Here is a 26,860-nt window from a genome sequence, read left to right on the forward strand (position 1 = left end):
GTCACGGGAAAACGCGCGCGGTTTTGCCACGCCGGCGGCGCACCGTCGCCAGCGCATCCGCACGCGTGCCGGATGCGGGCCGCGACCGGCCGCTACAGCCGTGCGGCGAGCCAGGCCCGCGCCGCGTCCCAGTCGCGATGCGCGGTGCGCGGCGAAATGCCCAGTGCGTCGGCGGTCTCCGCATCGTTGAATCCGCCGAAGAAGCGGCACTCGAACACCGCCGCCTGGCGCGGTTCGACGCGCGCCAGCTGCCGCAGCGCGGCGTCGATCTCCAGCATCTGCTCGGACTGCCCGACGACACTCGGAACATCGTCGTCGAGCGGGACACGTGCCGCGTCGCCCCCGCGCTTGAGCGCGAGGCGTTCGCGCGCGTGGTCGACGAGCAACTGCCGCATGATGCGCACCGCGAGCGACAGCAGATGCCCGCGGTCGCGCGGCGCGCCGTCGGCCTGCGAGAGCTTGAGATAACACTCGTGCACGAGCGCGGTGGTATCGAGCGTCTGGCCGTCGCGGTTGCGGCGCGAGGAGCGTGCGAGGCGCTTCAGGTCCGGATAGACGAGGTCGACGAGGCGACGCCACGCGGCATCGTCGCCGCGGCCGGCGGCGTCGAGCAGGTGGGTGATGTCGTCGGAGGGTTGCACGGCGCAATTGTAGGCGAGACGTGTCGGACCCGGGCTCGCGCTGCGGCGAGCGTGTTGCTGCGCCGAAGTCGCGGCGCCATCAAGAGCACCCCGTCCGCCTTCGGCACCTCCCCCCGCTCTGGGGGAGAAGGGAAACGCACCTCGCACGGCGGCAGGCTGCCGCCGTACGCGAACGCGTCGTGGCAGCGCCACCCGCATAGCAGCGTTGCCCGCCGCGCGGAGAGGCTTGCAACGCAGAGGGAAGCCGCCGCCCGACGGGTCGCTACAGATCGCGCGCCACGCGGAAGCCGAGGCGTGCGTTCGTCGATGTCTGCCCCGCGGTGAGGCGGAATCCCGAGCGCGCCTGGTCCGGCGAACTCGCCCACGAGCCGCCACGGATCACGCGCCGCGCGCAGCCGTCGTTGACCCACGCGGTGCCGTCGGCCGGCGCGCGCGAGTAGTTGTCGTGCCAGCAATCCTCCACCCATTCGGAGACGTTGCCGTTGATGTCGTGGATGCCGTAGCGGTTGGCCTCGAAGCTGCGCACCGGCGCCGGGCCCCAGTAGCCGTCGTCGTACTCGGGAAAGGCGTTGGACCAGCTGCGGCGCGAGGCCGAGCGGTCGTCTTCGCCGGTGAGGTTGCCGACCAGCCGCGTCGGGTTGCCGTCGCCCCACGGATAGCGCGTGTTGCTGCCGGCGCGGATCACGTATTCGAATTCGGCCTCGCTCGGCAGGCGGTAGCCCTTGCCGGTCTCGCGCGCGAGCCAGTCGGCATAGGCGCGCGCATCGGTCCACGAGACGTGCACCACCGGCAGGTTGCCGTCCGCACGCTTGCCGGCGTGATCGTCCTGCCAGTTGACGCCGGACTGCTCGACCATGCTGCCGGTGTTCTCGTCGTAGATGGTCGAACGGCCGGTCTGGCGCGATGTGGGCGAATATCCGGTGGCATTGACGAAGGCGCGGAACTGCGCGACGGTCACCTCGGCGCGGGCGAGCGCAAAGCCGCGGCGCAGGTCCACCGCGTGGCGCGGGCCTTCGTTGCTCTTGCGGTCGTCCTCGCCTTCGGGCGTGCCCATCTGGAAGGTGCCGACCGGAATCACCACGAGTTCGGGCGCGTTGCCGCCGCTGGGCAGGGGATCGGTGATGCTCTGCCCCGGCTTGAGCGTTGCGTAGGTGCGTGCGCGCTCGATCTGCGCACGGGCTTCATCAATGCCCTGCGCCTGCGCCGACACGGTTTCCAGTTCGTCGAGGATGCGCTCGGCGCCTTCGAGGTCGCCGCCGGCGATGGCGGCATTGGCCTGCGCCAGCAGTTCGTCGGCGCGCTCCTGGCGCAGTTCGACGATGCGCGTGCCGGCGTCCTGCACATCGCTCGATCCGGGCTGCGCCTTGCTCGCTTCGGCCAGAAGACGGTCGGACTGGCTGTAGTCGCCGGACTCCGCCGCCGTGGTGGCGCGCGTGATGAGATCGCGCTCGATCTTCTCCAGTCCTTGCTGGGCGGCGAGATTCTGCGGATCGGTGCGCAACACTTCGCGGTACAGCGCGGCGGCGTTTTCGCCTTCGGGCTCGATCAGCTTGCCGGCGCTCGCGAGGCGCTGGGCCTCGGCCAGCATCAGCGCCACTTCACGTCCCGAATCGACCTTCGCCTTCAGCGCGATGACGCCCGGGTCCTCCGGCCGCAACGCCACGAGCATCGGCACCACGCGCGCGGTCTCGTTGTAGCGGTTCTGGGTGAACGCGAGTTCGGCGCGTTCGAGCATGGTCTTCACCAACGCATCGATGCCGGTCTTGGCTTCGGCGTTGTCCGGATCGGTCTTGAGCACCGAGAGATACAGCGAGACGGCGCTGTTGTCGCCCTGATCCAGCCGGTTCGCGGCGACGGCCTCCTCGGCGCGGCGCAGCGTTTCGGCAACGCTGTCGATCGGTGTCTGCGTCAGCTCTGGCACCCATTCGTCCTCGGATGCGGCCGCGTCGATGAGGCGCTTGCGGATTTCGTAGCTGCGCGGCTCGTCGCCACTGCCGTCTGCGGCTGCGGTGCCGTCGGCAGCGGGCGCGGCGGTGTCGGTCGCCGGTGCGGTCGCGGTGTCCGGACTCTGGCTGGCCGGTGCGGCGGGCGGCGGTGTCGCGGGTTCGTCCCCGCCGCAGCCAGCGAGCACGGCGCTCGCGATCGCACCCACGAGCAGGCATTTCGTCAGGCGACGCAAGGTCGCCGTGCTTTCCACTCCCAAGATTCGCACGCTCTTCTCCTGCCCGCATGACGCGGGACATGCTGATGACGGCGCCTCGCCCCCTTTGGCTTGGCCTGCGTTCCCGAAGTTAGGCTATTGTCGCGGGCTAATCAACCGACCGCATCGAAAAATCACATGCCTGCATTGCTCGCTTCGTCGCAGCAACTCTCGGAATTCGCCGCACATATCGGATCGGCGCCGATCGCGCTCGATACCGAGTTCATCCGCGAGCGTACCTACTATCCGCAGCTGGCGCTGGTGCAGGCGAGCCAGGGCGACGGCGAGGTGCTGATCGATCCGGTGGCGATCCCCGATCCCGGTGCGTTCGGGCCGATCCTGCAGGGCCCGACGCTCAAGCTCATGCACAGTCCGGGCGAGGATCTGCAGGCCTTCCGACGCGGCTGGGGCGTCCTCGTGGAACCGATCTTCGACACCCAGGTGGCGGCGGCGCTGTGCGGCCTCGGCGCCGGGCTCGGTTACCAGGCGCTGGTCAACAGCGTGCTGGGCGTGCAGCTGGAGAAAGGCGAAACGCGTTCGGACTGGTTGCGCCGACCGCTCAGCGAATCGCAGTGCCGCTATGCCGCGGAAGACGTGCGCTATCTGCACGCCCTGCATGCCGACCTGGACGCGCGCCTGGACACGCTCGGCCGCCGCGCGTGGCTGGCCGAGGAGTGTGCGCGCATGGTCGATGCCGCGCGTGGCGACGCCCCCGATCCGCATCCGCACCTGTCCATGCGCAGTGCGCAGCGACTGCCGCCCGAGGCGCAGGCGCGCGTCCGCCGCCTGCTGCTGTGGCGCGAACAGGCGGCGCGGCATGCGGACCGGCCGCGCGGCTGGATCCTCGACAACGAACTGGTGGTGTTGCTCGCGCAACGTCCGCCCGCGCGCCGCGAAGACTTCGAACAGCGCCTGGACGCACATCCCAAGGCGCCGAAGAAGCAGCGCGGCGAGATCTGGGATCTGCTCGCCTCGCCGCTGACGTCCGAGGAGCGGGACATCCCGCTCGCGCGCGAGGACGATCCCTCGCTGCGCGAACCGCTCAAGCGGATGCAGGCCGCCGTGGCCGAACGCGCCGCGGCGCTGGGCCTGCCCGAAGGCCTGCTCGCATCGCGCCGTCATCTGGAGACCCTGCTGTCCACGCGCGAATGGCCCGCGGCGCTGGCCGGCTGGCGGCGAGCGCTGCTCGAATCGACGCTGTTGCCGCTGCTGCCGGCGCGCTGAGCGCGGGGCCGGGCACGCCCACCTCGAACGCACGCGCAGTGCGGCTGCGTCCCGTGCCGGCCACCGGCCGACGCACGGACTCAACCGCGTCGCGCGCCATCTGCCTTCGCCGCGTCCCGCGTCGAAAGCGTCACCTCGAGCACGAACCCGGTGCCCTCGGCCGCCGTAGCGTCGAACGCGAGTTCTCGCACCGCACCGCCGAGGTCGGCGGTGAACCGCATCGGGGAGGATGCCACCGGCGTCCAGGCAGCCTCGTTCCGCATCGCTGCCGAAATGCTCGCGAGCACCGCGTCCGCCCCGCCGGACGACGTGACCCGATAGCGGATGCGCCACGCGTCCACGTCGCCCAGCGACACCATCCGTTCGAAGGTCGTCTCCGGCGGCCACGCCGCGTCGTCCAGACCCGGCAGCCAGCGGTCCGCCAGCACGCCGCGCACGAAGCCGCCCTTCGGATCCCATGCGTACTCCAGATGCAGCGCAGTGGAACGGGCCACGTCCTCGCCACGCAGCAGGGCCACGACGTGCAGCGCCGCGTCGATGCCGGACGACAGCCCGGCGGCCGTGACGATGCGGCCGCTGTCGACCCAGCGCACGTCGCGCACCACCTCGACCTCCGGATAATTGCGCGCGAGCGACGCGAGCGCCTGGTGGAATGTGGTCGCGCGACCACCATCGAGCAGACCGCCGGCGGCAAGAATGGTGGCGCCGGTGCAGACCGACAGCACGTGCCGCGACACGGCGCTGCGTTCGCGCACGAAGGCAAGCAACGCATTGTCCTTTGCCGCGTCGCGCACGTCGCCGCCCGGGACGAGCAACACGTCGGCCGGCGGCGCATCGGCGAACGCGTGGTCGGGCGTGACGCGCAATCCCATCGCCGTGGTGACCGGCGCGCCGTCGGCCGACACGGTGTAGACGCCGAACCCGGCCTGGCCGAAGACTTCGTACGGCGCGCTGAAATCGATGATCTGCACGCCGTCGAACAGCACGATGGCCACCTGCACCGGCGGATCGCGATGCGCGGGATGCGCGGCGCACGCGAGCGAAGACGCCAGCACCAGGCTCGTAGCGGCCAGACGGCCGAAGGATCGACGCAGCGACATGGAACACCTCGCGGACACGGGACGTGCACCAGCATCGCTGTTGTGCATCCGCCCGATGCGACATTCGACACGCATGGACGGACACATGCACCGACATGGGCGGATCAGCGCGTGGCGGGGACACCGCCAAAGCGGGCACGGTATTCGCCCGGCCGCACCCGCAGACATCGCACGAACGCGCGCCGCATCGCTTCCTCGGAGGCAAAGCCGCATTCGAACGCGATGCGCTTGATGTCCTTTGCGCTGTGCTCGAGCAGCGGTTTGGCCGCCTCGATGCGCAGACGCTCGAGATAGCGCTGCGGCGTCGTGCCGAAGGCCGCATGGAAGCGCCGCGCAAACTGGCGCGTGCCCAGATGCACGCGTGCGGCGAGCGTTGCCGCGTCGAGCGGCTGACGGAGGTTCTGCCGCATCCATGCGGCGAGTTCGGCGAACACATCCGGCAGATCGAGCGCATCGAGCTGCATGCTGAACTGGCTCTGGCCGCCCGAGCGGTGCGCCACCATCACCATGCGTTTGGCCACCTGCAGCGCCAGCGCACGTCCGTGGTCGTCGGCGATCATCGCGAGCGCCATGTCCATGCCCGCGGTGATGCCGGCCGAGCTCCAGACGCTGCCGTCCCGCACGTAGATCGCGTCCGGCGCGACGCGCGTTGCCGGATGCCGCCGCTGCAGTTCGGCCACGTCCATCCAGTGCGTGGTGGCGGCGCGGTCGTCGAGCACGCCCGCGGCCGCGAGCAGCAATGCACCGCTGCAGACCGAGCCGACACGTCGCACCCGCCGGGCGCTCTCCGCGATCCACCGGCGCAGCGCTGCGTCCGCGGCGATACCGGACATGTCCCCCATCGCGCCGCACACCAGCAACGTGTCGACGCCGTCGCAGCCATCGTCGAATCCGCGATCGGCCAGCAACGTGATGCCCGACGCGAGCCGCACCGGCCCCGGCCGTTCCGCGACGAGCCGCAACCCATACAGCGGCTCGGAACCGGGTGCAGCGTCGAGTGCCTGCTGCCGCGCGAGCGCAAACGCCTCGAGCGGGCCGCTCACGTCCAGTCCCTGGGCGCCGGGGTAGATCAGCATCGCGACGAGTCGGGTCATGCCGCCGATGCTAGCGGCGGTACGCCCCGGCGCGCACGTGCACGCGCACGCGCGCCGGGGAACGTGGCCGGTTCAGAACCGCCAGTCGAGCGCGATGCCGTACACCAGCGGGTCGACGCTCACCTCGCCGACGTCGACGCCGTCGACGCTGACATCCGCATCGATATCGGCCCAGCGCACATCGGCCACGATGTTCCACGCGCGGCCGGTCTCGAACACGAGCCCCAGTTGCGCTGCCGGGCCGAACGAATTGCCCACGCGCGTGCGCGTGCCGGTGAGCGGTCCGGTTTCCGATTCGTCGAAGGTCAACGTGTAGTTGAGGCCGATGCCGGCAAACGGCTGCACGCGCGCGTCCGGCGCGAAGACGTATTGCAACGACAATGTCGGCGGCAGATGCTTGAAGTCCAGCGCGTCGACGCCGTTGAGCTGGACGGTATGGCGGAACGGAGCGGCGGCGAGCAACTCCAGTGCCCAGTGCGGGGATAGCCGGCGGCCGATCACGAATGTCGGCTTGATGTCGCTGTCGATCGACGCGGACAACGCGCCGCCCGCAAGCGTGCCGTTGCCGGATTGCGGATCGACGGCGTGCAGGCCGACGCGTGCGAACCAGTTGCCGTCGGTGGCCCCGGCGGCGGCGGGCACGGCAAGCAGCAGGGCGAGGGACAGGAGATGCGGTTTCATCGTGATGGCTCGTCGGTGGATTTGTCCGGATTGTCGAATCCGGCACGATGCGGCGCCTTGACCGGAATCAATATCGGCACCGATTGCACCGCCGCACGCGCGACGCGACGCGCGGTTCAACCCGTCGCCGGCATCGACAGACAGCCGAGCATCGACAGCACGCCGTGCATCTGCGGCAGATGCATCAGCCACGGCGCACCCAGCGTGACGAGGCCCGCACCCGCGATGACGATGCCGGCGGCACTGCGCAGCGCCGGCCGCTGCAGCCAGCGCCCGAGGCGTTGGCCGGACCACGTCAGCGGAAGCATCACCGGCAGCGTGCCCAGTCCGAACGCGGCCATCGTCAGCGCGCCATGCAACGCATCGCCCTGCAGCCACGCGGCAGCGAGCAGCGTGGTGCTCAGGCCGCACGGCAACCAGCCCCACAGCATGCCGAGCGCGATGCGGCGCAAGGCGGAATTCCCAGGTCCGATGCGTCGCGCGAGCGGCTGCAGGCGCTGCCAAAGCCGCGCCGAAGCACGCGCGAACGGGTTGAAGCGACTGCGGACATCGAGAAGACGTAGCGCGGCGATCAGCAGCACCAGACCGACCGCCATGCGCAAGGCGAGTGCCAGCGTGTCGCTGCGCGCGAACGTCACGATGCCGTGGCCGACACCGCCGGCAATGGCACCCGCAAGAACGTAACCCAACACACGACTGCCATTGGCCTCCACCGCCGGTCGCCAGCCACTGCCGCCGTGCAGCGCGGAGACGCCGGTCGCGATGCCGCCGCACATCGCCGCGCAGTGCCCGCCGCCGAGCAGGGCTGCGAGAAACGCGGCGCCGAGCGTGAGCCAGTCAGGCGTCGGCATCGCGCGCTGCCGGTGGCAGGGATTCCTCGCGCAGGATGTCGAGCGCGGGCGTGTCCAGATCGTCGAACTGGCCGCAGCGCACGGCCCAGACGAACGCGCCGATGGCAAGCCCGAGCAGCAGCACGCTGATCGGCACGAGCACGAGCAGGATGTTCACGGCGCCACCGGGCGCAGCAGGCGCAACCCGTTGCCGGTGACGAGCAGCGAGGAGGCCGCCATGCCGAGCGCGGCGAGCCACGGCGTGACATGCCCGGTGGCCGCGAGCGGCAGCGCTACGATGTTGTAGCCGACAGCCCAGGCGAGGTTCTGCCGCACGACGGCGCAGGTGCGGCGCGCCAGCGCGATACCCTGCGGCAGGCGCAGCAGCGACGGCGCGGTGATGACGAAGTCGGCAGCGGCGTGCGCAAGCGCGGCGCCATTGCCCATCGCGAACGAGACATCGGCGCCCGCGAGCACCGGTGCATCGTTGATGCCGTCGCCCACCATCGCGACGACGTGGCCGCGCGCCTGCAGCGCTCGCACGCGCGCAAGCTTGTCGGCGGGCGAGCAGCGCGCGCTGCTGTCGTCGATGCCGAGACGATGCGCGAACTCGGTCACGGCGTCCGCCGCATCGCCGCTGCACAGTTCGACGACGACGCCGCGCGCGCGCAGCGCGGCAATGGCTTCCGCCGCGTCCTGCCGCGGCTGCTCGCGTACGGTGAACCGCGCGGCGAGGCCGTCGCCGTTGCCGAGCCAGACGGCACGGTCGTCCGGCGCATCCGCATGCCTGCCATCGACCGACAGCCCCGCGACAAAGCCGAAGCGACCGATGCGCCAGCGGACACCGTCGACGGTGCCTTCGATGCCCTCGCCTGCGACCTCGCGCAAGGCGTGCACGGGAGCGAGCGCAACGCTGTCGCGCAGCGCGAACGCACGTGCGAGCGGATGGCGACTGCCGGCTTCCAGCGCCGCGGCGGTGCGCCGCGCGGTGGCGGCATCGAACGGGCCGAACGTCTCGCAATCGACCACCACCGGCGCGCCGTCGCCGAGCGTGCCGGTCTTGTCGAACACGATGCGGTCGACCCGTGCCAGCGCCGCGAGCGCCTCCGGCTGCAACGCCAGCACGCCGAGCCGCGCCAGCGCGCCGTGCGCAGCGCCGAGCGCGGCCGGAATCGCGAGCGACAATGCACACGGGCAGCTCACCACGAGCAGCGCGATGACCACCTCGACCGCGCGCGACGGATCGTGCTGTCGCCACCAGAAGTAGACCAGCGCGGTGATCAGCGCGAGCACCACGACGAACCACGCCGATACCCGCTCGGCCACACGTGCGAGCGCGGGACGCGACGCCTGCGCCTGTTCGACCAGCCGCGCCAGCTGCGACAGCCAGGTGTCGGCACCCACGTGCGTCACCCGCACCCGCGCCGGATCGCGGCAGACGCTGCCGGCGAGCACGGCATCGCCCGGCCGGTGCCGCACCGGGGTCGATTCGCCGGTGAGCAGGGCTTCGTCGAACGCCGCATCGGCATCGAGCAGCACGCCGTCGGCCGGCACCGCGTCGCCGGCCGCGATGCGCACCACGTCGTCGACATGCAGCGCGTCGAGCGCGACGCGCTCGCAGGCGCCGGCCGCGTTCTCGCGCGACACCAGCGCCGGACGAGCGCGTGCCAGCGCGTCGATGCGCGCACTCGCGAGCGCTCGCGCGCCCTGCTCCATCCCACGCGCGATCAGTAGCAGGAACACGAACATCACCGCGGCGTCGAACCACACGTGCGGGCCGCCGCGCAGCGTTTCGATCAGGCTCGCGCCGTACGCGATCAGCGTGGAGCCGGCGATGAGCGTATCCATGCCCGGTGCCCGGTGGCGCAGTTCACGCGCCATGCCCGCGAGAAACGGCCAGCCGGCGTAGAACACCACCGGGGTCGACACCAGGAAGGTGATCCAGCGGAAAAAGTCGCGCGTGGCGAGCGGCATTTGCTGCGCGGTATCGAGGTACAGCGCTTCGGCGAACATCATCGCCTGCATCGCGCCGAGGCCCGCAACGCCGACGCGTAGCAGCCACGTGTTTCGCGCCTGTCGACGCGCACGTTCGCGCGCCTCGCCACCGGCGAGGTAAACTCGGTAGCCGAGCGATGCCAGTCGCGCCACCAGACGCGAAAGCGGCACGCGCTGCGGGTTCCACGCGATGCGGATGCGCCCGGTGACGGCATTCGCGGAGGCATCGATCACGCCTGCTTCGCGCATGAGCGCGCGGTCGATCAACCACGCGCAGGCGGCGCAGCGCATCGCGTCGGTGACCAGCGTGATCTGCCGGCCACCGTCGATGGCCATGCTGTGCGGATCGATGAGTTCGGCACGATCCCACGCGGCGTGGTCGTCGCCATCGTCGGGCGCCACACGCGCCGCGGCGGCGCTGCGCAACGCGTAGTAATCGCCGAGTGACGCATCGCAGATCCAGCGCGACGCCGCGCTGCATCCGGTGCAGCAGAACGCACGTGCTACGCCGTCGATCATCGCGACTGCCGGGTTCGCAGGCAACGGCTCGCCGCAATGATGGCAGGCGGTGGCGGGCGCGCCGTACATGCTCAGTCGCCGCCGTCGCGCAGCGACGACGCCAGATGTGCGGCCTGCTGCCCGGCCGGCAAGCGACCGTGGATGCGCCACGCGGCATCGTGCGGCGCCAGTTGCAGCTGCCAGTCGTGCGTCGGATCGACCACCATCTGCGCATGCCAGCCGCTCGCATCGGGCTGCAGTTCGATGCTGGTGTCGCGGTCGGCACGCAGCGGATGCGTCAACGTGAGCCGCAGCGGATCGGTGCGTTCGAAATCGCCCTGCACCGGCAACACGCGCAGCCCGTCGGCCTGCACCTGCAGCACGGCGCGCAACCCGCGCCGGCGCGCACGGTCTTCCGGCCCGAGCTCGGCCGTCTGTATCTGCGCCGTGCGATGCACGGCCTCGGGCACGCCATCGTTGCCACCGGACTTGATCGCGATGCCCAGCGTGACGAAACCGGCGACGACCACCGCAGCCGGCAGCAACATCACCAGCCACACCATCGGCTCGCGCAGGGCACGGCGCGGCGCGCTCACGGCGTGCCTGCCGCGGGCGCGAAGAAACTGCTTTCGACCGTCTTCCGTACCGTGCCGTCGCTGCTTTCGACGACGAATACGACGTCGTGGCGGCCGGTCACGGTTGCGGGCGCCGCGAGCGACAGGGGCAGCGTCAGCACCTGCTCCGCGCCGGCATCCACGTCGAATGCGCCGCCACCGAGCTCCACGCCGGACCCCGACTGCAGCGTCACGCGATAGCGACGTGCCGTGCCGTCCTTGTTCACCAACCGCAGGGTGTAGTCGTTTTCGATGCGACCGTCCGCCGCAGGGCGATACAGCGCGTTGCGATCGCGCAGCACTTCGGCGATCAGCGGACTGCGGTGCGTCACGCCGACGGCCCAGCCGGTGCACAACGCGAGCAGCAGCGTGCCGTAGATCACGATACGGGGACGCACGATGCGCACCGGTCTGGCATCGAGCGCATTCTGCGTGGCGTAGCGCACCAGGCCACGCGGATAGCCCATGCGATCCATCACGCCGTCGCAGGCGTCGATGCAGGCACCGCAGGCGATGCATTCGTATTGCAGGCCGTTGCGGATGTCGATGCCCGTCGGGCACACCTGCACGCACAGCGTGCAGTCGATGCAGTCGCCAAGTGCGTCGGGCGCGAATCTGGGCCAGGCCTGTGCATCGATCGGTGCGTCGAGCAATTCGATCGTCCCACCCGCCGCGCCCGCGCCGGGTCGGACGCCACGCCGCGCCGCGCGCGCCACCAGATCGAACGCAGCCGCCACGTCGAGCAGGCCACGCGCCCGCTCCAGCACGCCCGGCAGCCCGCGCGCTCGCGCGCCGCGCGGTTCGCCGCGGCGCGGGTCGTAGGCGATGATCAGCGTGTTGCGGTCGAACATCGCGCTCTGGAATCGCGCGTATGGACACATGTACTTGCACACCTGTTCGCGCAGGAAGCCGGCATTGCCCCACGTTGCCACTGCGTAGAAGAGGATCCAGAACGTCTCCCAGCCGCTCCACTGCAGCGGCGTACGTGCGGCGAGATCGACGATGGGGCTGAAGAACCCGACGAAGGTGAAGCCGGTCCACAGCGCAAACACTGCCCAGAGAACGTGCTTGGCACCCTTGCGGCGCACCTTCTCCGCGTTCCACGGCGCGGCGTCGAGCTTGATGCGGCGCACGCGATCGCCCTCGGTCCAGCGCTCCATCCACAGGAAGACTTCGGTCCACACCGTCTGCGGGCAGGCGTAGCCGCACCACAATCGTCCGGCCAGCGTGGTGAAGAAAAACAGCGCAAGCCCGGCAATGGCGAGCAGCAGGGAGAGAAAGACGAAATCCTGCGGCCAGAAATTCAGTCCGAAGACGTAGAACTTGCGCGCCGGCAGGTCGAACAGCACCGCCTGCCGTCCGTCCCAGCGCAGCCACGGAAACAGGTAGAACATGCCGAGCAGCCACCATACCGCGAGCGTGCGCAGCCGCTGGTGGCGGCCGGACACGTCGCGCGGATAGACCTTGCGCTCGCTCGCGTAGAGCGAGCCGGCCTCGTCCACGAGCTGCACGGGAATCGACGGTTTCACGTCAGTCCGGGCGCAGCGGCGTGTTGAAGCGGCTCGCGGGGCGCAGCAGCAGCCAGGTGAACAGGCTCGACGACGCCGTCGCGCTCCAGAACAGGAAGAATCCGATCGTGTAGCCGAGCTCGCGGCCGATCTCGGCGTGCGGAAGCGTGATGTCGCGCAACTGCAGCGGATCGACGAAGGCGAAGAACACCGTCGTCGCCACGCCCGCGGCGAAGAAACTCGGCCACGCGATCGCGCCGATGCGTTGCGCCAGCGGGCGCGGCGGGTGATCGAAACGCAGCTGGGTGACGTCGGTCATGGCGAGGCCGCGACGGGTTGTTTCGGCGTGTTCGAGAGCGACCAGACATACGCCGCCACCACGCGCGCACGCGTCTCGCCGAGGATCCCGCGGTGCGCCGGCATCACGCCGTGACGACCCTGCGAGATGCTGGTGCGGATCGACTCGTAGTCGCCACCGTACAGCCAGACCCTGTCGGTGAGATCGGGCGCGCCGAGCGCGGGATTGCCTTTGGCATCCCGGCCGTGGCAGGCCACGCAGATGCCGTCGAAGCGTGTCTTGCCTGCCCGCGCCAGCGCGGGATCCGTCGCCGTGCCCGAGAGCGACTGCACGTACACCGCCACCTCGGTGACGCCGCGCGGGCCGCCCAGCACCTGTTCCCACGGCGCCATGATGCCCTCGCGCCCGTCGAGCACGGTGGCGAGCACGGTGTCGGGATCGCCGCCCCATTGCCAACTGGTATCGGTGAGGTCGGGATATCCGCGTGCGCCCCTGGCCGACGAGCCGTGGCACGTGGCGCAGTGGTTGGCGAAGATCGAGCGGCCGAGTTCCAGCGCATGCGGATCCTGTGCGATGGTGTCGATGGGCTGGCCGCCGTACGGCGCAAACGTCGTCGCGAGCGTGGCCTCGCGCGCATCGCGTTCGGCGTCGTGCTGGCGCGCGGAGGTCCAGCCGGACGTGCCGGCGAACGCGCCGAGGCCGGGATACAGCACCAGGTAACCGATGCCGAACACGATGGTGATGTAGAACAGATTGATCCACCAGCGCGGCATCGGCTTGTTGTATTCGGTGAGATCGCCGTCCCAGACGTGGCTGGTGTCGGTGGGCGCGGGATCGCCGGGACGGCGCTTGCCCGTCCACCACAGCAGCCACACGCAGCCGACGATGTTCAGCGCGACGATCGCGATGATGTAGATCGACCAGCCCGTGCTCATGCGCGCGGCTCCGGCGGCGCGTGCGGCGACGTGGCGTCGTCCAGCGGCAGGCGCGCGGCGGCGTCGAAATCGGCGCGGCGTTTCGGGCTCCACGCCCAGATCCAGCCGCCGAGGAACAGCACCAGCAGCACGGCGGTGACGATGCCGGAGGTCATGTCATTCTCCCGAGGATGCAGGCGCCGCGGCCTGCGTGGTGTCGTCCACCGGCGCGCCCGTGCCGGGCGTGCCGTACGTCGGACCGACGTGCTTGCCCAGCCCCTGCAGGTATGCGACCACGGCATCGAGTTCGCTCCTGCCGGCGACCGCGGCCGCCGCGCCATCGATGTCTTGGTCCGTGTAGGGATCGCCAATGCCCTGCAGCGCACGCATGCGGGATGTCACCTCGTCGGCACTGACCGCGGCGTCCGCCAGCCACGGGAACGACGGCATGTTCGACTCGGGCACCACCGCGCGCGGGTCGGTGAGATGGACACGATGCCAGTCGTCGGAGTAGCGCCCGCCCACGCGCGCGAGATCCGGCCCGGTGCGCTTGCTGCCCCACTGGAACGGGCGGTCGTAGACAGATTCGCCGGCGAGCGAATAATGGCCGTAGCGTTCGGTCTCGAAGCGCAGCGTGCGGATCATCTGCGAATGGCAGTTGTAGCAGCCCTCGCGCACGTAGATGTCGCGCCCGGCGAGCTCGAGCGCGGGGTACGGCTTCACGCCCGGCAGCGGTTCGATCGCCTCGGCCTGGTACATCAGCGGCACGATTTCCGCGAGTCCGCCGAACGAGACTGCCAGCGCGATGAACATCGCCATCAGGCCGACGTTCTTCTCGAGCTTCTCGTGCGCATGCTGATTGTGCGCGGCAGGATGTTTTTCGGTCATGTCGGTCTCAGGCGCGTGCGTTGGAGAGATCGGGCACGAGGACCGGCGCATCCACCGCGCGTCCCGCCCGCCAGGTGCGGATCAGGTTCCATGCCATCAGTCCCATGCCGGCCAGGCACAACACGCCGCCGGCGAGCCGCCCGAGGTAGTAGGGATACGTGGCATTGAGCGATTCGACAAAGCTGTAGGTCAGCGTGCCGTCGGCGTTGGTGGCGCGCCACATCAGGCCCTGCATCACGCCGGCGATCCACATCGCGGTGATGTAGAACACCACGCCGACGGTGTGCATCCAGAAATGCACGTCGATGGCGCGCGTCGAATACATTTCGTCGCGCCCGAGCAGCTTCGGCAGCAGCGCGTACAACGAGCCTACCGTGATCATCGCCACCCAGCCGAGCGCACCAGCATGGACGTGGCCGACGGTCCAGTCGGTGTAGTGCGAGAGCGAGTTGACCGTTTTGATCGACATCATCGGCCCCTCGAACGTGCTCATCATGTAGAACGAGAGCGCGACGATGAGGAACTTGAGGATGGGATCGGTGCGCAGCTTGTGCCACGCACCCGAGAGCGTCATCACGCCGTTGATCGCGCCGCCCCAGCTCGGCGCCAGCAGGATCAGCGAGAACACCATGCCGAGCGACTGCGCCCAGTCCGGCAATGCGGTGTACTGCAGGTGATGCGGGCCGGCCCACATGTAGATCGCGATCAGCGCCCAGAAGTGGATCACCGACAGGCGATACGAATACACCGGCCGCCCGGCCTGCTTCGGCACGAAGTAGTACATCATCCCGAGGAAGCCGGCGGTGAGGAAAAACCCCACCGCGTTGTGGCCGTACCACCACTGCACCATCGCATCGACGGCGCCGGTGTAGATCGAATACGACTTGGTCAGCGCCACCGGCAACGCGATGCTGTTGACGATGTGCAGCAGCGCCACGGCGATGATGAAGCTTGCGTAGAACCAGTTCGCGACATAGATGTGCCGCACGCGCCGCTTTGCGATGGTGCCGAAGAACACCACGCCGTACGCCACCCAGACCAGGGTGATCAGGATGTCGATCGGCCACTCGAGCTCGGCGTATTCCTTGCCCTGCGTCATGCCCAGCGGCAGCGTGATCGCCGCCAGCACGATGACCGCGGTCCAGCCCCAGAAGACGAAAGCGGCGAGCTTCGGCGCGAACAGCGGCACGTGGCAGGTGCGCTGCACCACGTAGAGACTCGTGGCCATCAGCCCGGAGCCACCGAACGCGAAGATCACCGCGTTGGTGTGCAGCGGGCGCAGCCGGCCGTAGCTGAGCCACGGCAGGTCGAAGTTCAGCGCCGGCCAGTAGAGCTGCGCCGCGATGAGCACGCCGACGGCCATGCCGACGATGCCCCAGACCACGGTCATCACGGCGAATTGCCGGACCGCGGTGTCGTTGTAGGTGGTGGCTGCTGTGGTCATCTGGCGGTCCCGTGGGCGACGGGGCAAGTGTGCGCAGGGCCACGGCGCGGCATCTTGATCCAGGTCAACCGGCGCACGCTTCCGCCGCCCCGCGCCGCTCACGCGGCGTCGCGCCGCGCGTCCTGCAGGTAGCGGTCGAAACACTGCGCGATCGCGCGCAGCAGGCCGCGCCCGCGCCGCGTTGCGGCGATGCCGGTTGCGGTCACCTCGACGATGCCGTCGGCCCGCAACGGTTCGAGCAGGCGCAGCGCCTCGCGGAACGTCGCCGCGAAGTCGATGTCGTGCCGCTGTTCGATGGCGGGAATGTCGATGCGTCCCTGGCACATCAGCCCCTGGATCACATCCGCGCGCAGCCGGTCGTCGGCATCGAGCGCGATCCCGCGCCACAACGGCAACCGTCCCGCGTCGATCGCCGACTCCCATGCGGGCAGATCGCGATGGTTCTGGCTGTAGGTGTCGCCGATATGGCTGATCGCGCTAACCCCGATGCCGACCAGATCGGTCTGCGGATGCGTGGTGTATCCCATGAAATTGCGGTGCAGGTCGCCACGCGCCTGCGCCTTCGCGAGATCGTCGTCGGGCAGCGCGAAATGATCCATGCCGATGTAGCGGTAACCGGCGCCGCACAGCGTCTCCACCGCAAGACCCAGCAGCACGAGCCGCTGCTCCGCGTCCGGCAGGTCGGCGGCATCGATCTGCCGCTGTGCGCGGAACAGCGACGGCATGTGGGCGTAACCGTAGATCGCGAGGCGGTCGGGCCGTGCCTGGAGCACCTGCGCGAGGGTGCGCGCGAAGCCGGCCCGGGTCTGCTTCGGCAGGCCGTAGATCAGATCCACGTTGACCGAACGGAAGCCGGACCGCCGGCAGGCATCGATCAGACGCAGCGTCGCGTCCGCCTCCTGCACGCGATTGACCGCGGCCTGCACCGCAGGATCGAAATCCTGCACGCCGAGGCTGGCGCGGTTGAAGCCGGCGCGCGCCAGCACGGCGATGCCGTCGGCGTCGATGTGGCGCGGATCGAGTTCGATCGAGATATCGCGATCCGGCGACGGGCTCAGCGTGAAACCCGTCGCAACCGCATCGATCAGCCCGGCCAGCTGCGCCGGTGCGACGAAGTTCGGCGTGCCGCCGCCCAGATGCAGCTGCACCACCTGGCGGTGCCGGTCGAACAGCGGCGCGACCCCTGCGAGCTCACGCCGCAGCCGCGCCAGATAGGCCGAAGCGCGCGCCGCATCGCGCGTGATGACGCGATTGCAGCCGCAGTAGAAACACGGGTCCGCGCAATAGGGCACATGCACGTAGAGCGACAGCGGTTTCGGCGCCGGCAACTCGTTGCCCGCCCGGATCGCCGCGCGCCACCGGTCTTCGCCGAACGCCGCAGCGAAGTGCGGCGCGGTCGGGTACGAGGTGTAGCGCGGGCCGGGGCGGTCGTGACGGCGCAGGAGCTCGGCGTCGAACGGCCAGTCCACCGTGAGCGGCACGGCCGCGCGGGAGACGCGTGCGGAGGGATGCGGGCACATGCGCCTCAGTGTGGGGTGCACATGCGGCGCGCGTGTTGATCGAGGTCAATCCGGTGGCGCTGCGCCCGGTCGGACGCCCGGTGCGGGCCCGCGCCCGCAGGCTGCGCCGACCGTCACCGGACGACCGCGGGCGGCCATCCGCAATGCAGCCGGCGCACGCCCGCGCAGCGGGTTATTTCTGCTTCCAGCCGCCTGCGTCCTGATACCACCAGCCGCTGCGCGCGCTCGCGACCCACTGCTTGGCAAAGGTGTCGCGGATCTGCTGTTCCCATTCGGGATGGCCGTTTGCGACCGCGATTTCGCGGTAGACCGCCGCGCGATCGCGGTTGTCGTCCGACACTGCGGTGTTGACCGCGGCGCGGTCCTTGAGCGGCAGTTTCGCGGCGTCCCGCACCACGAGCAGGCCGTCCTTGCCGAAGCCGAGCGCACCGCTGTCGAAATGCGCGGCCAGCTGGCTCTGGAAGCGTGCCGCCATGCGCGACTGGATCGCCTGGATCGCGGGCGTGCGGATGTTGATGTCGGCCGTCTGGGCATGCGCGCTGCTGATGAAGAACGCCAGCATCGCGAGCCCGCCGTGCATACCGGTGCCCACGTCGGTGGTGGGCGGTGCATCCGGATCGGGCGCCGGCTGCATGTCGTCGCCGATGACCTTCTCGACGAATTCGCGCGCGGCTTCCTGCGCTTCGGCGGCCGGAAAATACACGTTGATCGTCACGCAGGCCGACAGTGCGAGCAGACCGGCCAGCAGGGTGGACCATCCGAGGGTGCGCGAACGTTTCATGCTGTCTTCCTTAGCGTGTTGGAACGGGGCGGGATGCGGGCAAGGGAAGAGGCGTTCGAAAGTCGGCGAGGTCGCGTTGACTGCGCATTCCCACTGTTCTCCCTCTCCACTGTCTCCCGGCTTCAATCGATGATCGGCGCCTGGCCTTCGGTGGCTGCCTTGAGGCGGGCGACCAGCACCGGCCAGTCGACCTGGCGCTGGTGCCCGACCACCGTCACGCGCGGCAGGCCGGCACCTTCGACGATAGTGTAGCCGCCGTCTCCGCCGTCGAGGCCGCCCATGCGGCACACGTCGTTGGCGAGCGTGCAGGAAAGTCCGATGCGCGCGTACCCGAAGGTCTGGAACACCTTGAGCACCTGCGCCTGCAGCCCGGCCGCGATCCCGCCCCCGCCCACTTCGGTGAGGTCGCGCACGGCGCGCTGGCTGATCCGGCGCGGGTCCTTCGCGCTGGTGGAGGTTTCGAAGCGCGCGTCGAACGCGACCGGCGTCCAGTCGACCAGGCGCAGCCCGCGCACGTGGCCGCCCAGCCGCCCGGTGATCTCGCCGAAACCGAACGCGCCGGTCAGCGGCTTCAGGTCGAGGTTGTCGAACGCGATGGCGGCGGTCATGGTCGGCGCCACGCCGAACGGCCGCTCGAGCGTCAGCGCATCGATGCGCATGCTGCCGTCGAACAGGCGCAATGTCAGGCCGCCCTGCAGGTCGATCACGCTGTCGGCGTAGCGCACGCCGGGAATGTCGCCCGACAGGGTGCCGGAAAACGCGGGCCAGCCGAGCGCGGCGCTCAGTTGCCGCAGATCGATGTCGCGCAGGGTCAGGGCGAGGTCGAATGCGGCGGACTCGCCGGCGTCCGCGGCGCGGCGCCAGGAGAACTTCGGCAATACGATGCTGCCGCCGAGCGCCGGGATGGTGGCGGGCTGCGCGAGCGCAAGCCCCATGCCGCCGCTGCGCAAGGCCAGCCGCGTGGCCCCGAGCGCGATGCCGTGCACGTGCGCGGCACGCCATCCGAGCGTGCTGTCGCCGTCGGCCGCGGTCAGGCGCAGCGTGCCGTCCAGGCCTTCGACGCCGAAACGCCGGTCGGCGTCGTCCAGGTCCAACGCCGACGGAGCAAGCTCCAGCTGTCGCAGCCCGCCCGCATCGAGCAGCACGCGGCCGCGCAATGCCCCGCGCGCGCGCAATCCCGCGAGCCCGACGCTGCCGAGCAGGCTCTCGAAATACCGCGGCGTGGCAAGTGCGGCGTCGGGCACGGCGAAGCGTGCATCGAGTGCGCGCAGCGCGGCGTCGGCCTCGGTGTCCAGGGCCGCGGTGGCCTGCACATCGAACACACCCGGATCGGACCAGACGGCGCGTTCGAGCGCCCAGGCAGTGCCCGACCCGGCCAGCGTCCAGCCGACGTCGATCGGTGTTTCGGGCAGGTTCGCGTAGACCGCGCCGGCGAGCAGTTCGCCGCCGCGCACGGCAAGATCGGCGTCGATGCGCGTGGTCGCGCCCCACTGCAGATGCACGCGTCCGCCGGCATCGAGCGAGGCCGCCGCGAGCGTGCCGTCGGCCGTGTCGATACCGAGTCCGGCAACCGCCAGCGGACCGCCGGCGACGAGCGTGCCGTCGGACCGGGTGCCGACCGACCACGTGGCGTCGACGGTGCCGCCGGTGATGCTGCCGTCCGGCCACAGGCCGGCGAGCAGCGGCGCGAGCCACGCGGCCGGCATGCGCGCGACCGCGACGGTCCAGTCGGAGGCGTTCCCGGCGCTCGGCGTCGTGGAGCCAGACGGCACCGTACGCGCGGACGCTGCATCGACCGTCGGCGACGCCGCACGGGCTGGCCCGACCAGACCGACCGTGCTCTTGGCCTGCGTCAGCTGCAGCTCGAGCTGTCCCGCCGTCCACTGCGCACGCAGCGACGACGCGGGGGCGTTTGCCGCACGTAGTTCGCCATCGCAGGCGAGACGTTCCGGCGCGGTGCGTGTGGCCGTGCAGGTCCAGCGCAGATTGCGGAACGCGTAGCCGCTCTCGCCGATCACCAGCCGTTTTGCCTGCAGCACGAGGTCGCCGCTGTCCCGCCCATCGGGCCACTGCAACCGCACGCTGATACCTTCGGCGGTGGCCAGTGGTGTGACGAGGGTGTCGACCTGCATCTCGGCCACCCGCGCATGCGCGGGGGATACAAGCGCCGCGACCAGCGGCAGCATTCCGCGGACGACAAACTTGCGCATTGTCGGGGCCAATTCCATGCTGGAAGCATACCTTGCACATGCGAGTGCGACGCCCGATGAATGCCGTGGTGTTGCTGGCCGAAGACGAACCGGTCAGCCGTGTGTTCCTTGCCGATGCGCTGACCGCGCTCGGCGTGCGCTGCGATGCGGTGGACGATGGTCGCGAGGCGCTGCTTCGCGCGTGCGCCCGGCGCTATGACGCGCTGCTGCTCGACCTCAATCTGCCGGGATGCGACGGCGTTGCCGTCCTCGGCCGCGTGCGCAGCGATGCCGACGCGGCCTCGCGCGCCGCACCGGCGCTGGCGCTGACCGCCGACGATTGCCCGCATACGCGCCAGCGGCTGCTGGACACGGGTTTTGCTGCCGTGGCGCACAAACCCATCGGCGTCGAGCCACTTGCCCGGGCGCTGCGTGCGCTCGGGTTCGCCATCGACGCCGACGCACCGCCCGCGGCGCGCACGTCCGCGCCCGAACACGACACGCCCGCGTGGGACGACGAGGCCGCATTGGCCGCCGCCGGCGGCAATCGCACCATCGTCGACACGCTGCGCACGATGATGCTGAAGGAACTCGCCGCGCAACGCGCCGACATCGCCGCCGCGGTGTCGCGCGGCGACATCGACACCGCGCGCGCCCAGCTGCATCGGTTGCAGGCCGCCTGCGGCTTCTGCGGCGCGGTGCGCCTGGCCGGATCGGCACGCGCGCTGCAGGCGGCCCTCGCCGCGCGTGCCGGCGTCGATACCTGCGTGTCGGTGTTCCTGTGCGACGCCGACACACTGCTGGCCGGCGCGGCCTGACCTGCGCGTCAACTGCCGCGGTGCGCGGCGAGTTCCGACACGATGCGCCACGAACGCAGCTCGCGCCCACCCAGATGGAAGCGCAGCACGCCGCGCATGAGGCGTCGCAGTTCGGCCTGTTCGACGGCACCGGGCATCTCGTCGCGGGCGAGGGCCAGCAATGCGGCCCCGCTGATGGTGGCCGCGTTGCCGCCCGCGTCGCCGAGGCCGACGCGGCGAGGACCGGTGTCGGGATCGAACCGATAACGCAGCGTCGGCTCGACCTCGCGCTCGGACAGCGCTTCGGACTCCAGCGCAAGACCATACCCAAGGGCGCCGAGCAGATCACGCTCGAAGCGGCGCAATTCCCATCCTGCATGCTCGCCGGTGAGCGCGCCGATGCATTCGCTGTAACGCCAGAACAGTGCCGTCTGCGCATCGGCACGCGGCAACAGACGCAACAGCAATTCGTTGAGGTAAAACGCGGCCAGCGTGGCGTCGCCGTGCAGCGACGGCGGCGGCCCCGCCGCCTCGCTCTGCGTCAGCCGCAGCAGCTCGCCCTGCCCCATCGCGCCGAGCAGCAGCGGTTGCAGCGGCTGCAGCAGCGCGCGTTGCGGCTGTCCGCGCGCACCGCGCACCCCGCGCGCGATCAGGCCGATGCGGCCGTGGTCGCGGGTGAAGGTTTCCAGCAGCAGGCTCGTCTCGCGGTACGGTGCCGCGTGCAGCACGTACGCCGGCTGCGCATCGAAGCGCAGCATCGCCATCGGCTACTCGGCGTAACCGAAGCCGCGCAGCGAGGCTTCGTCGTCGGACCAGCCGTCGCGCACCTTGCACCACAGCTCGAGGAACACCTTGCGCTCGAACTGGCTTTCGATCGCCAGGCGCGCCGACTGGCCCACGGCGCGGATGCGCTGACCGCCGGCACCGATGACGATCGCCTTCTGGCTGTCGCGTTCCACCCAGATGGTGGCACCGATGCGCAACATCGGCGCCTTGTTGCCGCGCTGCTCCTCGGCATAACTCTCGATATTGACCGCGGCCGCGTACGGGAGCTCGGCACCGAGCTGGCGCATGAGCTGTTCGCGGATCAGCTCGGCGACGAGGAAGCGTTCGCTGCGGTCGGTGACCTCGTCCTCGCCGAACAGCGGCGGCGATTCGGGCAGCAGCGCGAGCACGCGCCTGCGCAGGCCATCGAGTCCCTTGTTCTTTTCCGCCGAAACCGCGAACACTTCGGCAAAGTCGCGGTCTTTCGCGACTTGCGCGATGAACGGCAGCAGCGCCGTCTTGTCGCGGATCTTGTCGACCTTGTTGATGACGAGCGCACGCGGCAGGCCGCTGTCGCGCAGCACGCCGAACGCGGCCTCGTCCTCGTCACGCCACTGCCCGGCCTCGATCACGAGCAGGCCCAGTTGCACGTCGGCAAGCGAACTGCGCGCGGCGCGATTCATGTAGCGGTTGATCGCTCGCTTGCCGTCGCTGTGCAGGCCGGGCGTATCGACGAAAACGATCTGGCCATGCGGCCGCGTATCGATCCCGAGGATGCGGTGGCGCGTGGTCTGCGGCCGCTGCGAGACGATGCTGACCTTGTAGCCGACCAGTGCGTTGATCAGGGTCGATTTGCCGACGTTGGGCCGGCCGACCACCGCAACGAGGCCGGCGCGATGCGTGCCGTCGCCGGAGGCGTCCGCGTCCTCGTGTCCGAGGCCGTCGTTGTCCTCGTCGTCGAGGTCCGATTCGTTGCGGCTGGTCATCTAGCGGGTTCCGGAGAGCTCGGTGAGCACGGCAAGCGCCGCGCGCTGTTCGGCCTGGCGGCGCGAGCTGCCATCGCCGACGGCTTCGTACGGCGGGTCGGCGGTGATGCAGGCGACGTGGAAGGTCTTGTCGTGGTCGTCGCCGTCGGCACGCAGCAGCCGGTATTCGGGCAGCGGCAGCGCACGACCCTGCAGCCATTCCTGCAGGCGGGTCTTGGGGTCCTTGTCCGGCGCGCCGTCCGGCATCGCGACCAGGTGCGGCTCGAACCACGCCAGCACGCGCTCGCGGCAAGCCGCAAAGCCGGCATCGAGGTAGATCGCCGCGACGAGGGCCTCGAACGCATCGGCGAGAATCGAATCGCGGCGGAAGCCGCCACTCTTGAGCTCGCCGGGACCGAGTTCGAGCTGGTCGCCGAGCGCCAGATCGCGGGCCAGCGTCGCGAGCGACTCCTCGCGCACGAGCTGCGCGCGGGCGCGGGTGAGCGCGCCTTCGTCGGCGCGCGGCCAGCGCGCGTACAGTGCCTCGGCGGCGATCAGGTTGACCAGCGCATCGCCGAGGAATTCGAGCCGCTCGTTGTTCTTCGCCCCGGCGCTGCGGTGGGTGAGTGCCCGCCGCCGCAAGTCCGGATCGGAGAACACGTGGCCGATGCGGTCAGTCAACGCTGCCCTGGCGGCTGAGCTCGACGGTCTTGTCGAACATCGCGACGAAGTCGAGGTTGTAGACCAGCGGGCGCCGCACCTCGTACTTGATCGTGAGGTTGTAGCCGTTGTTGCGCGTGATCTTGATGTGCTCGGGCTTCACCGACTCCACGTAGCTGATGTAGAAGCGCCGGTTGAGCAGATCGCGGATGCGCTCGGGCGGCATCGTGGCGACGCCGGGCTCGTTGGCCAGCCCCTTCATGTCCGATACGACCGAGTAGTACTCCGAGTACACCGGAAACAGCCGCATGATCAGGAACGCGAAAAAACCCGCGATCGCGAGCACGAACACGAACCCGATCAGCGTCATGCCCGCCTGATGTGCGCGGTGGTGCCTTGCAGCGTGCGTCATGTCGATCCCCATCCGAAGTGGTAGCCCCGGGCACTAGTGTATGACGGTTCCCATGCGCTCGAACACGATGCCGCTGTCCCAGCTCAGCCACACCAGGAAGGCCTTGCCGACCAGGTTGCGTTCCGGCACGAATTCCCAGAAGCGGCTGTCCTCGCTGTGGTCGCGATTGTCGCCCATGACGAAGTAGTTGCCCTCCGGCACGGTCCAGCTGCCTTCGCCGATGCGCTGATAGTAGGTCTGCGGCCGCAGCAGGATGTCGTGGCCGGCCTCGCCCAGCTGCTCGCGCAGCATCTGGTGTCCGGTGTAGTCGCGGCTCTGGCCCTCGCCGATGAAGGTGCCCGCAGGCTCGGTCGCGATCTGTTCGCCGTTCACGAACAGGGTCTTGTTGCGGTATTCGACCAGGTCGCCGGGCAACCCGACCACGCGCTTGATGTAGTTCTCGTGCGGCACCGGCGTCGCCTGCTGCGACGGCCCGCAACGCGAGCCGCTGCGCTCCTCGCGTCCGTCGCACGGGAACCCCGGGTAGCGGAACACCACCACGTCGCCGCGCTCGGGTTCGCCGAGCGGCAGGATCTTGGTGTCGAGCACGGGCAGGCGCAGACCGTAGGCGAACTTGTTGACCAGGATGAAATCGCCGATCAGCAGCGTCGGCATCATCGAGCTCGACGGAATGCGGAACGGCTCGGCAAGAAACGAGCGCACGATCAGCACGATGAAGATCACAGGAAAGAACGAGCGCGAGTACTCGACGACCAGCGGTTCCCGGACCGCATTCTCCGACGCGAGCGAAGCCGCGGCGGCGGCGCGGCGGCGGCGGGCGAAGAACAGCGCGTCGATGGCCCAGACGATGCCCGTGAATGCGCTCAGGCCCACCAGGATTGCGGCAAAATCGAAATTCACGTCGGGGCTGTCCTTCTCGCGTCGCGGGGCATGGATCGAACCGGGTGCATCACTTGCTGTCCACCTGCAGCACGGCGAGGAAGGCTTCCTGCGGGATGTCCACGCGGCCGACCTGCTTCATGCGCTTCTTGCCTTCCTTCTGCTTCTCCAGAAGCTTCTTCTTGCGGGTCGCGTCGCCGCCGTAGCACTTGGCCAGCACGTTCTTGCGCATCGCCTTCACCGTGGAGCGCGAGATGATCTGCGCGCCGACCGCGGCCTGGATCGCGACATCGAACATCTGGCGCGGGATGAGTTCCCGCATCTTGTCGCAGATCTCGCGCCCGCGGCGATCCGCGTGCTGGCGATGCACGATGATCGACAGCGAATCGACGCGGTCGCCGTTGATGAGGATGTCGAGCCGCACGAAGGGGCCGGCCTCGAAGCGGATGAAGTGGTAGTCGAGCGAGGCGTAGCCGCGGCTCACCGACTTCAGCTTGTCGAAGAAATCGAGCACCACTTCGGCCATCGGCAGTTCGTAGCTGATCTGCACCTGGCTGCCGAGGTACTGGATGCCGCTCTGCGTGCCGCGCTTTTCCTCGCACAGCTTGATGATGTTGCCGACGTAGTCCGGCGGCGTGAGGATGGTGGCGAGGATGATCGGCTCGCGCACTTCCGCAATCTTCGTCACCGCCGGCAGCTTGGCCGGGTTGTCGAGCGGCGAGACCTTGCCCTCGGTGTCGAGCAGTTCGTACACCACGGTCGGCGCCGTGGTGACGAGCGAGAGGTTGTACTCGCGCTCGAGGCGCTCCTGCACGATTTCCATGTGCAGCATGCCGAGGAAGCCGCAGCGGAAACCGAAGCCCATGGCTTCCGAGCTTTCCGGCTCGAAGCGCAGCGCGGCGTCGTTGAGCTTGAGCTTTTCCAGCGCCTCGCGCAGGTCCGGGTAATCTTCGGCGTCCACCGGGAACAGGCCGGCGAAGACGCGCGGCTGCATTTCCTGGAAGCCCGGCAGCGGCGCCGGCGCAGGCGCGGCGGCCAGCGTCAGCGTGTCGCCGACGGGTGCGCCGTGCACGTCCTTGATCGAAGCGTTGATCCAGCCCACGTCACCCGGGCCAAGGCGCGGATTGACCTTGCGCTTGGGCGTGAACACGCCGACCTGGTCGACCAGGTGCGTGCGGCCCGTGCTCATGACGAGGATCTTGTCGCCTGGCTTGATCTCGCCCTGCATCACGCGCACCAGCGAGACCACGCCGAGGTAGTTGTCGAACCACGAGTCGATGATCAGCGCCTGCAGGCGGTCGGTGTCGCGCGGCTGCGGCGGCGGGATGCGCTTGACGATGGCTTCGAGCACGGCGCGCACGTTGAGGCCGGTCTTGGCGCTGACTTCGATCGCATCGCTGGCATCGATGCCGATCACGGCCTCGATTTCCTTCTTCACCTTTTCCGGATCGGCGGTGGGCAGGTCGATCTTGTTGAGGATCGGCACCACTTCGAGGCCCATCTCGACCGCGGTGTAACAGTTCGCCACCGACTGCGCTTCCACGCCCTGCGCGGCATCGACGACGAGCAGCGCGCCTTCGCACGCGGCTAGCGAGCGGCTGACTTCGTAGCTGAAGTCCACGTGGCCGGGCGTGTCGATGAAGTTGAGCTGGTAGGTGTTGCCATCCTCGGCCGTGTACGGTAGCGAGACCGACTGGGCCTTGATGGTGATGCCGCGCTCGCGCTCGATCGGATTGGAGTCGAGCACCTGCGCTTCCATCTCGCGGTCCTGCAGGCCGCCGCAGATCTGGATGATGCGGTCGGCCAGCGTGGACTTGCCGTGGTCGACGTGCGCGATGATGGAGAAATTGCGGATGTGTTGCATCGAAGGGATGACGGCCTGCGCGGCGTGGCCGCATAAAGCCGCATAGTATGCCACGCGGCGCCCGGTTTCGCGGGCCGCCTGCCGCGCGGCCGGAACGTG

Annotated in this window: 26 protein-coding genes; 2 read left to right on the forward strand and 24 right to left on the reverse strand. The window is 69.5% G+C overall.

The features are described 5' to 3' along the window. Positions 1–92 precede the first annotated feature (92 nt). Together HNQ52_RS03110 and HNQ52_RS03115 are read right to left on the reverse strand one after the other, a co-directional pair. The gene (locus tag HNQ52_RS03110) at positions 93–641 is read right to left on the reverse strand and encodes an ECF-type sigma factor (RefSeq protein ID WP_183959616.1); all 549 of its coding nucleotides are present in this window, start codon (positions 639–641) and stop codon (positions 93–95) included. Positions 642–903: 262 nt separating this feature from the next. Next, a complete protein-coding gene (locus HNQ52_RS03115) occupies positions 904–2,853 on the reverse strand; it encodes an SUMF1/EgtB/PvdO family nonheme iron enzyme (RefSeq protein ID WP_183959617.1) in 1,950 nt (649 codons plus the stop codon). 126 nt (positions 2,854–2,979) lie between these two features. Here HNQ52_RS03115 and rnd point away from each other — a divergent pair, with 126 nt between their 5' ends. Continuing rightward, on the forward strand, positions 2,980–4,065 hold the full coding sequence (gene rnd, locus HNQ52_RS03120; protein ID WP_183959618.1) for a ribonuclease D: 1,086 nt from the start codon (positions 2,980–2,982) through the stop codon (positions 4,063–4,065). Positions 4,066–4,145: 80 nt separating this feature from the next. Here rnd and HNQ52_RS03125 read toward each other — a convergent pair whose 3' ends face one another. The 16 genes from HNQ52_RS03125 to HNQ52_RS03200 all read right to left on the reverse strand — a co-directional run bounded on the left by HNQ52_RS03125 (position 4,146) and on the right by HNQ52_RS03200 (position 20,440). Next, positions 4,146–5,165 (reverse strand): DJ-1/PfpI family protein, encoded by a 1,020-nt coding sequence (locus HNQ52_RS03125; RefSeq protein WP_183959619.1) that lies wholly within the window; start codon positions 5,163–5,165, stop codon positions 4,146–4,148. Between the two features lie 104 nt (positions 5,166–5,269). Beyond that, positions 5,270–6,259, reverse strand: coding sequence for a GlxA family transcriptional regulator (locus HNQ52_RS03130; RefSeq protein ID WP_183959620.1), 990 nt, complete (start codon positions 6,257–6,259; stop codon positions 5,270–5,272). Between the two features lie 72 nt (positions 6,260–6,331). Continuing rightward, positions 6,332–6,940: an OmpW/AlkL family protein gene (locus HNQ52_RS03135; protein WP_183959621.1), complete on the reverse strand. Its 609-nt coding sequence runs from the start codon at positions 6,938–6,940 to the stop codon at positions 6,332–6,334. Positions 6,941–7,056: 116 nt separating this feature from the next. Continuing rightward, on the reverse strand, positions 7,057–7,791 hold the full coding sequence (locus tag HNQ52_RS03140; RefSeq protein WP_183959622.1) for a sulfite exporter TauE/SafE family protein: 735 nt from the start codon (positions 7,789–7,791) through the stop codon (positions 7,057–7,059). Beyond that, positions 7,778–7,948, reverse strand: coding sequence for a cbb3-type cytochrome oxidase assembly protein CcoS (ccoS, locus tag HNQ52_RS03145; protein WP_183959623.1), 171 nt, complete (start codon positions 7,946–7,948; stop codon positions 7,778–7,780). The genes HNQ52_RS03140 and ccoS overlap by 14 nt, the downstream gene beginning before the upstream one ends. Further along, entirely contained in the window at positions 7,945–10,353 is a 2,409-nt protein-coding gene (locus HNQ52_RS03150; protein ID WP_183959624.1) for a heavy metal translocating P-type ATPase, read from the reverse strand. Before HNQ52_RS03150 ends, ccoS begins: the two co-directional genes overlap by 4 nt. Before the next feature lie 2 nt (positions 10,354–10,355). Next, a complete protein-coding gene (locus HNQ52_RS03155; RefSeq protein ID WP_343059191.1) occupies positions 10,356–10,859 on the reverse strand; it encodes a FixH family protein in 504 nt (167 codons plus the stop codon). Next, positions 10,856–12,406: a 4Fe-4S dicluster domain-containing protein gene (locus tag HNQ52_RS03160; protein ID WP_183959625.1), complete on the reverse strand. Its 1,551-nt coding sequence runs from the start codon at positions 12,404–12,406 to the stop codon at positions 10,856–10,858. Before HNQ52_RS03160 ends, HNQ52_RS03155 begins: the two co-directional genes overlap by 4 nt. A gap of 1 nt (position 12,407) precedes the next feature. Further along, positions 12,408–12,704 (reverse strand): hypothetical protein, encoded by a 297-nt coding sequence (locus tag HNQ52_RS03165; RefSeq protein WP_183959626.1) that lies wholly within the window; start codon positions 12,702–12,704, stop codon positions 12,408–12,410. Next, positions 12,701–13,618, reverse strand: coding sequence for a cytochrome-c oxidase, cbb3-type subunit III (gene ccoP, locus HNQ52_RS03170; protein WP_183959627.1), 918 nt, complete (start codon positions 13,616–13,618; stop codon positions 12,701–12,703). The genes HNQ52_RS03165 and ccoP overlap by 4 nt, the downstream gene beginning before the upstream one ends. Next, entirely contained in the window at positions 13,615–13,773 is a 159-nt protein-coding gene (locus tag HNQ52_RS03175) for a cbb3-type cytochrome oxidase subunit 3 (protein WP_183959628.1), read from the reverse strand. Before HNQ52_RS03175 ends, ccoP begins: the two co-directional genes overlap by 4 nt. Before the next feature lies 1 nt (position 13,774). After that, positions 13,775–14,485 carry a cytochrome-c oxidase, cbb3-type subunit II gene (gene ccoO, locus HNQ52_RS03180; protein ID WP_183959629.1) on the reverse strand — a complete coding sequence of 237 codons (711 nt, stop codon included), beginning with the start codon at positions 14,483–14,485 and terminating at the stop codon, positions 13,775–13,777. 7 nt (positions 14,486–14,492) lie between these two features. Continuing rightward, positions 14,493–15,929 carry a cytochrome-c oxidase, cbb3-type subunit I gene (gene ccoN / locus HNQ52_RS03185; RefSeq protein ID WP_183959630.1) on the reverse strand — a complete coding sequence of 479 codons (1,437 nt, stop codon included), beginning with the start codon at positions 15,927–15,929 and terminating at the stop codon, positions 14,493–14,495. A gap of 98 nt (positions 15,930–16,027) precedes the next feature. Then, positions 16,028–17,449 (reverse strand): oxygen-independent coproporphyrinogen III oxidase, encoded by a 1,422-nt coding sequence (hemN, locus tag HNQ52_RS03190; RefSeq protein ID WP_183959631.1) that lies wholly within the window; start codon positions 17,447–17,449, stop codon positions 16,028–16,030. A gap of 172 nt (positions 17,450–17,621) precedes the next feature. Then, positions 17,622–18,230, reverse strand: coding sequence for a YdbL family probable chaperone protein (locus HNQ52_RS03195; RefSeq protein WP_183959632.1), 609 nt, complete (start codon positions 18,228–18,230; stop codon positions 17,622–17,624). A gap of 122 nt (positions 18,231–18,352) precedes the next feature. Continuing rightward, entirely contained in the window at positions 18,353–20,440 is a 2,088-nt protein-coding gene (locus tag HNQ52_RS03200) for an intermembrane phospholipid transport YdbH family protein (protein WP_183959633.1), read from the reverse strand. A 38-nt stretch (positions 20,441–20,478) separates the two neighbouring features. Here HNQ52_RS03200 and HNQ52_RS03205 point away from each other — a divergent pair, with 38 nt between their 5' ends. Then, the gene (locus HNQ52_RS03205; RefSeq protein WP_183959634.1) at positions 20,479–21,237 is read left to right on the forward strand and encodes a response regulator; all 759 of its coding nucleotides are present in this window, start codon (positions 20,479–20,481) and stop codon (positions 21,235–21,237) included. Between the two features lie 8 nt (positions 21,238–21,245). Here HNQ52_RS03205 and recO read toward each other — a convergent pair whose 3' ends face one another. Genes recO through lepA form a run of 6 tightly spaced genes read right to left on the reverse strand, consistent with a single transcriptional unit; the run spans position 21,246 to position 26,761 of the window. Further along, positions 21,246–21,980 (reverse strand): DNA repair protein RecO, encoded by a 735-nt coding sequence (recO, locus tag HNQ52_RS03210; RefSeq protein ID WP_343059193.1) that lies wholly within the window; start codon positions 21,978–21,980, stop codon positions 21,246–21,248. A gap of 3 nt (positions 21,981–21,983) precedes the next feature. After that, the gene (era, locus tag HNQ52_RS03215; protein ID WP_183959635.1) at positions 21,984–22,967 is read right to left on the reverse strand and encodes a GTPase Era; all 984 of its coding nucleotides are present in this window, start codon (positions 22,965–22,967) and stop codon (positions 21,984–21,986) included. Beyond that, entirely contained in the window at positions 22,968–23,627 is a 660-nt protein-coding gene (gene rnc, locus HNQ52_RS03220) for a ribonuclease III (RefSeq protein ID WP_183959636.1), read from the reverse strand. Next, the gene (locus HNQ52_RS03225) at positions 23,620–24,018 is read right to left on the reverse strand and encodes a DUF4845 domain-containing protein (RefSeq protein WP_183959637.1); all 399 of its coding nucleotides are present in this window, start codon (positions 24,016–24,018) and stop codon (positions 23,620–23,622) included. Before HNQ52_RS03225 ends, rnc begins: the two co-directional genes overlap by 8 nt. Before the next feature lie 33 nt (positions 24,019–24,051). After that, entirely contained in the window at positions 24,052–24,918 is an 867-nt protein-coding gene (lepB, locus tag HNQ52_RS03230) for a signal peptidase I (RefSeq protein ID WP_183959638.1), read from the reverse strand. A 49-nt stretch (positions 24,919–24,967) separates the two neighbouring features. After that, positions 24,968–26,761, reverse strand: coding sequence for a translation elongation factor 4 (gene lepA, locus HNQ52_RS03235; RefSeq protein WP_183959639.1), 1,794 nt, complete (start codon positions 26,759–26,761; stop codon positions 24,968–24,970). Positions 26,762–26,860 lie beyond the last annotated feature (99 nt).

It is taken from the genome of Chiayiivirga flava (assembly GCF_014202825.1).
GTDB classification, from domain to species: domain Bacteria; phylum Pseudomonadota; class Gammaproteobacteria; order Xanthomonadales; family Xanthomonadaceae; genus Chiayiivirga; species Chiayiivirga flava.

Bases quoted from the DNA above. Each gene is read 5' to 3' on its own strand.
- HNQ52_RS03165 (WP_183959626.1), bottom strand. From the start codon at position 12,704: ATGACCGACGTCACCCAGCTGCGTTTCGATCACCCGCCGCGCCCGCTG.
- HNQ52_RS03200 (WP_183959633.1), bottom strand. From the start codon at position 20,440: ATGCGCAAGTTTGTCGTCCGCGGAATGCTGCCGCTGGTCGCGGCGCTT.
- hemN (WP_183959631.1), bottom strand. From the start codon at position 17,449: ATGTGCCCGCATCCCTCCGCACGCGTCTCCCGCGCGGCCGTGCCGCTC.
- HNQ52_RS03205 (WP_183959634.1), top strand. From the start codon at position 20,479: ATGCGAGTGCGACGCCCGATGAATGCCGTGGTGTTGCTGGCCGAAGAC.
- HNQ52_RS03135 (WP_183959621.1), bottom strand. From the start codon at position 6,940: ATGAAACCGCATCTCCTGTCCCTCGCCCTGCTGCTTGCCGTGCCCGCC.
- HNQ52_RS03130 (WP_183959620.1), bottom strand. From the start codon at position 6,259: ATGACCCGACTCGTCGCGATGCTGATCTACCCCGGCGCCCAGGGACTG.
- HNQ52_RS03125 (WP_183959619.1), bottom strand. From the start codon at position 5,165: ATGTCGCTGCGTCGATCCTTCGGCCGTCTGGCCGCTACGAGCCTGGTG.
- HNQ52_RS03195 (WP_183959632.1), bottom strand. From the start codon at position 18,230: ATGAAACGTTCGCGCACCCTCGGATGGTCCACCCTGCTGGCCGGTCTG.
- ccoP (WP_183959627.1), bottom strand. From the start codon at position 13,618: ATGAGCACGGGCTGGTCGATCTACATCATCGCGATCGTCGCGCTGAAC.
- ccoO (WP_183959629.1), bottom strand. From the start codon at position 14,485: ATGACCGAAAAACATCCTGCCGCGCACAATCAGCATGCGCACGAGAAG.
- HNQ52_RS03140 (WP_183959622.1), bottom strand. From the start codon at position 7,791: ATGCCGACGCCTGACTGGCTCACGCTCGGCGCCGCGTTTCTCGCAGCC.
- HNQ52_RS03225 (WP_183959637.1), bottom strand. From the start codon at position 24,018: ATGACGCACGCTGCAAGGCACCACCGCGCACATCAGGCGGGCATGACG.
- ccoN (WP_183959630.1), bottom strand. From the start codon at position 15,929: ATGACCACAGCAGCCACCACCTACAACGACACCGCGGTCCGGCAATTC.
- HNQ52_RS03150 (WP_183959624.1), bottom strand. From the start codon at position 10,353: ATGTACGGCGCGCCCGCCACCGCCTGCCATCATTGCGGCGAGCCGTTG.
- recO (WP_343059193.1), bottom strand. From the start codon at position 21,980: ATGGCGATGCTGCGCTTCGATGCGCAGCCGGCGTACGTGCTGCACGCG.
- lepA (WP_183959639.1), bottom strand. From the start codon at position 26,761: ATGCAACACATCCGCAATTTCTCCATCATCGCGCACGTCGACCACGGC.
- era (WP_183959635.1), bottom strand. From the start codon at position 22,967: ATGACCAGCCGCAACGAATCGGACCTCGACGACGAGGACAACGACGGC.
- HNQ52_RS03175 (WP_183959628.1), bottom strand. From the start codon at position 13,773: ATGACCTCCGGCATCGTCACCGCCGTGCTGCTGGTGCTGTTCCTCGGC.
- rnd (WP_183959618.1), top strand. From the start codon at position 2,980: ATGCCTGCATTGCTCGCTTCGTCGCAGCAACTCTCGGAATTCGCCGCA.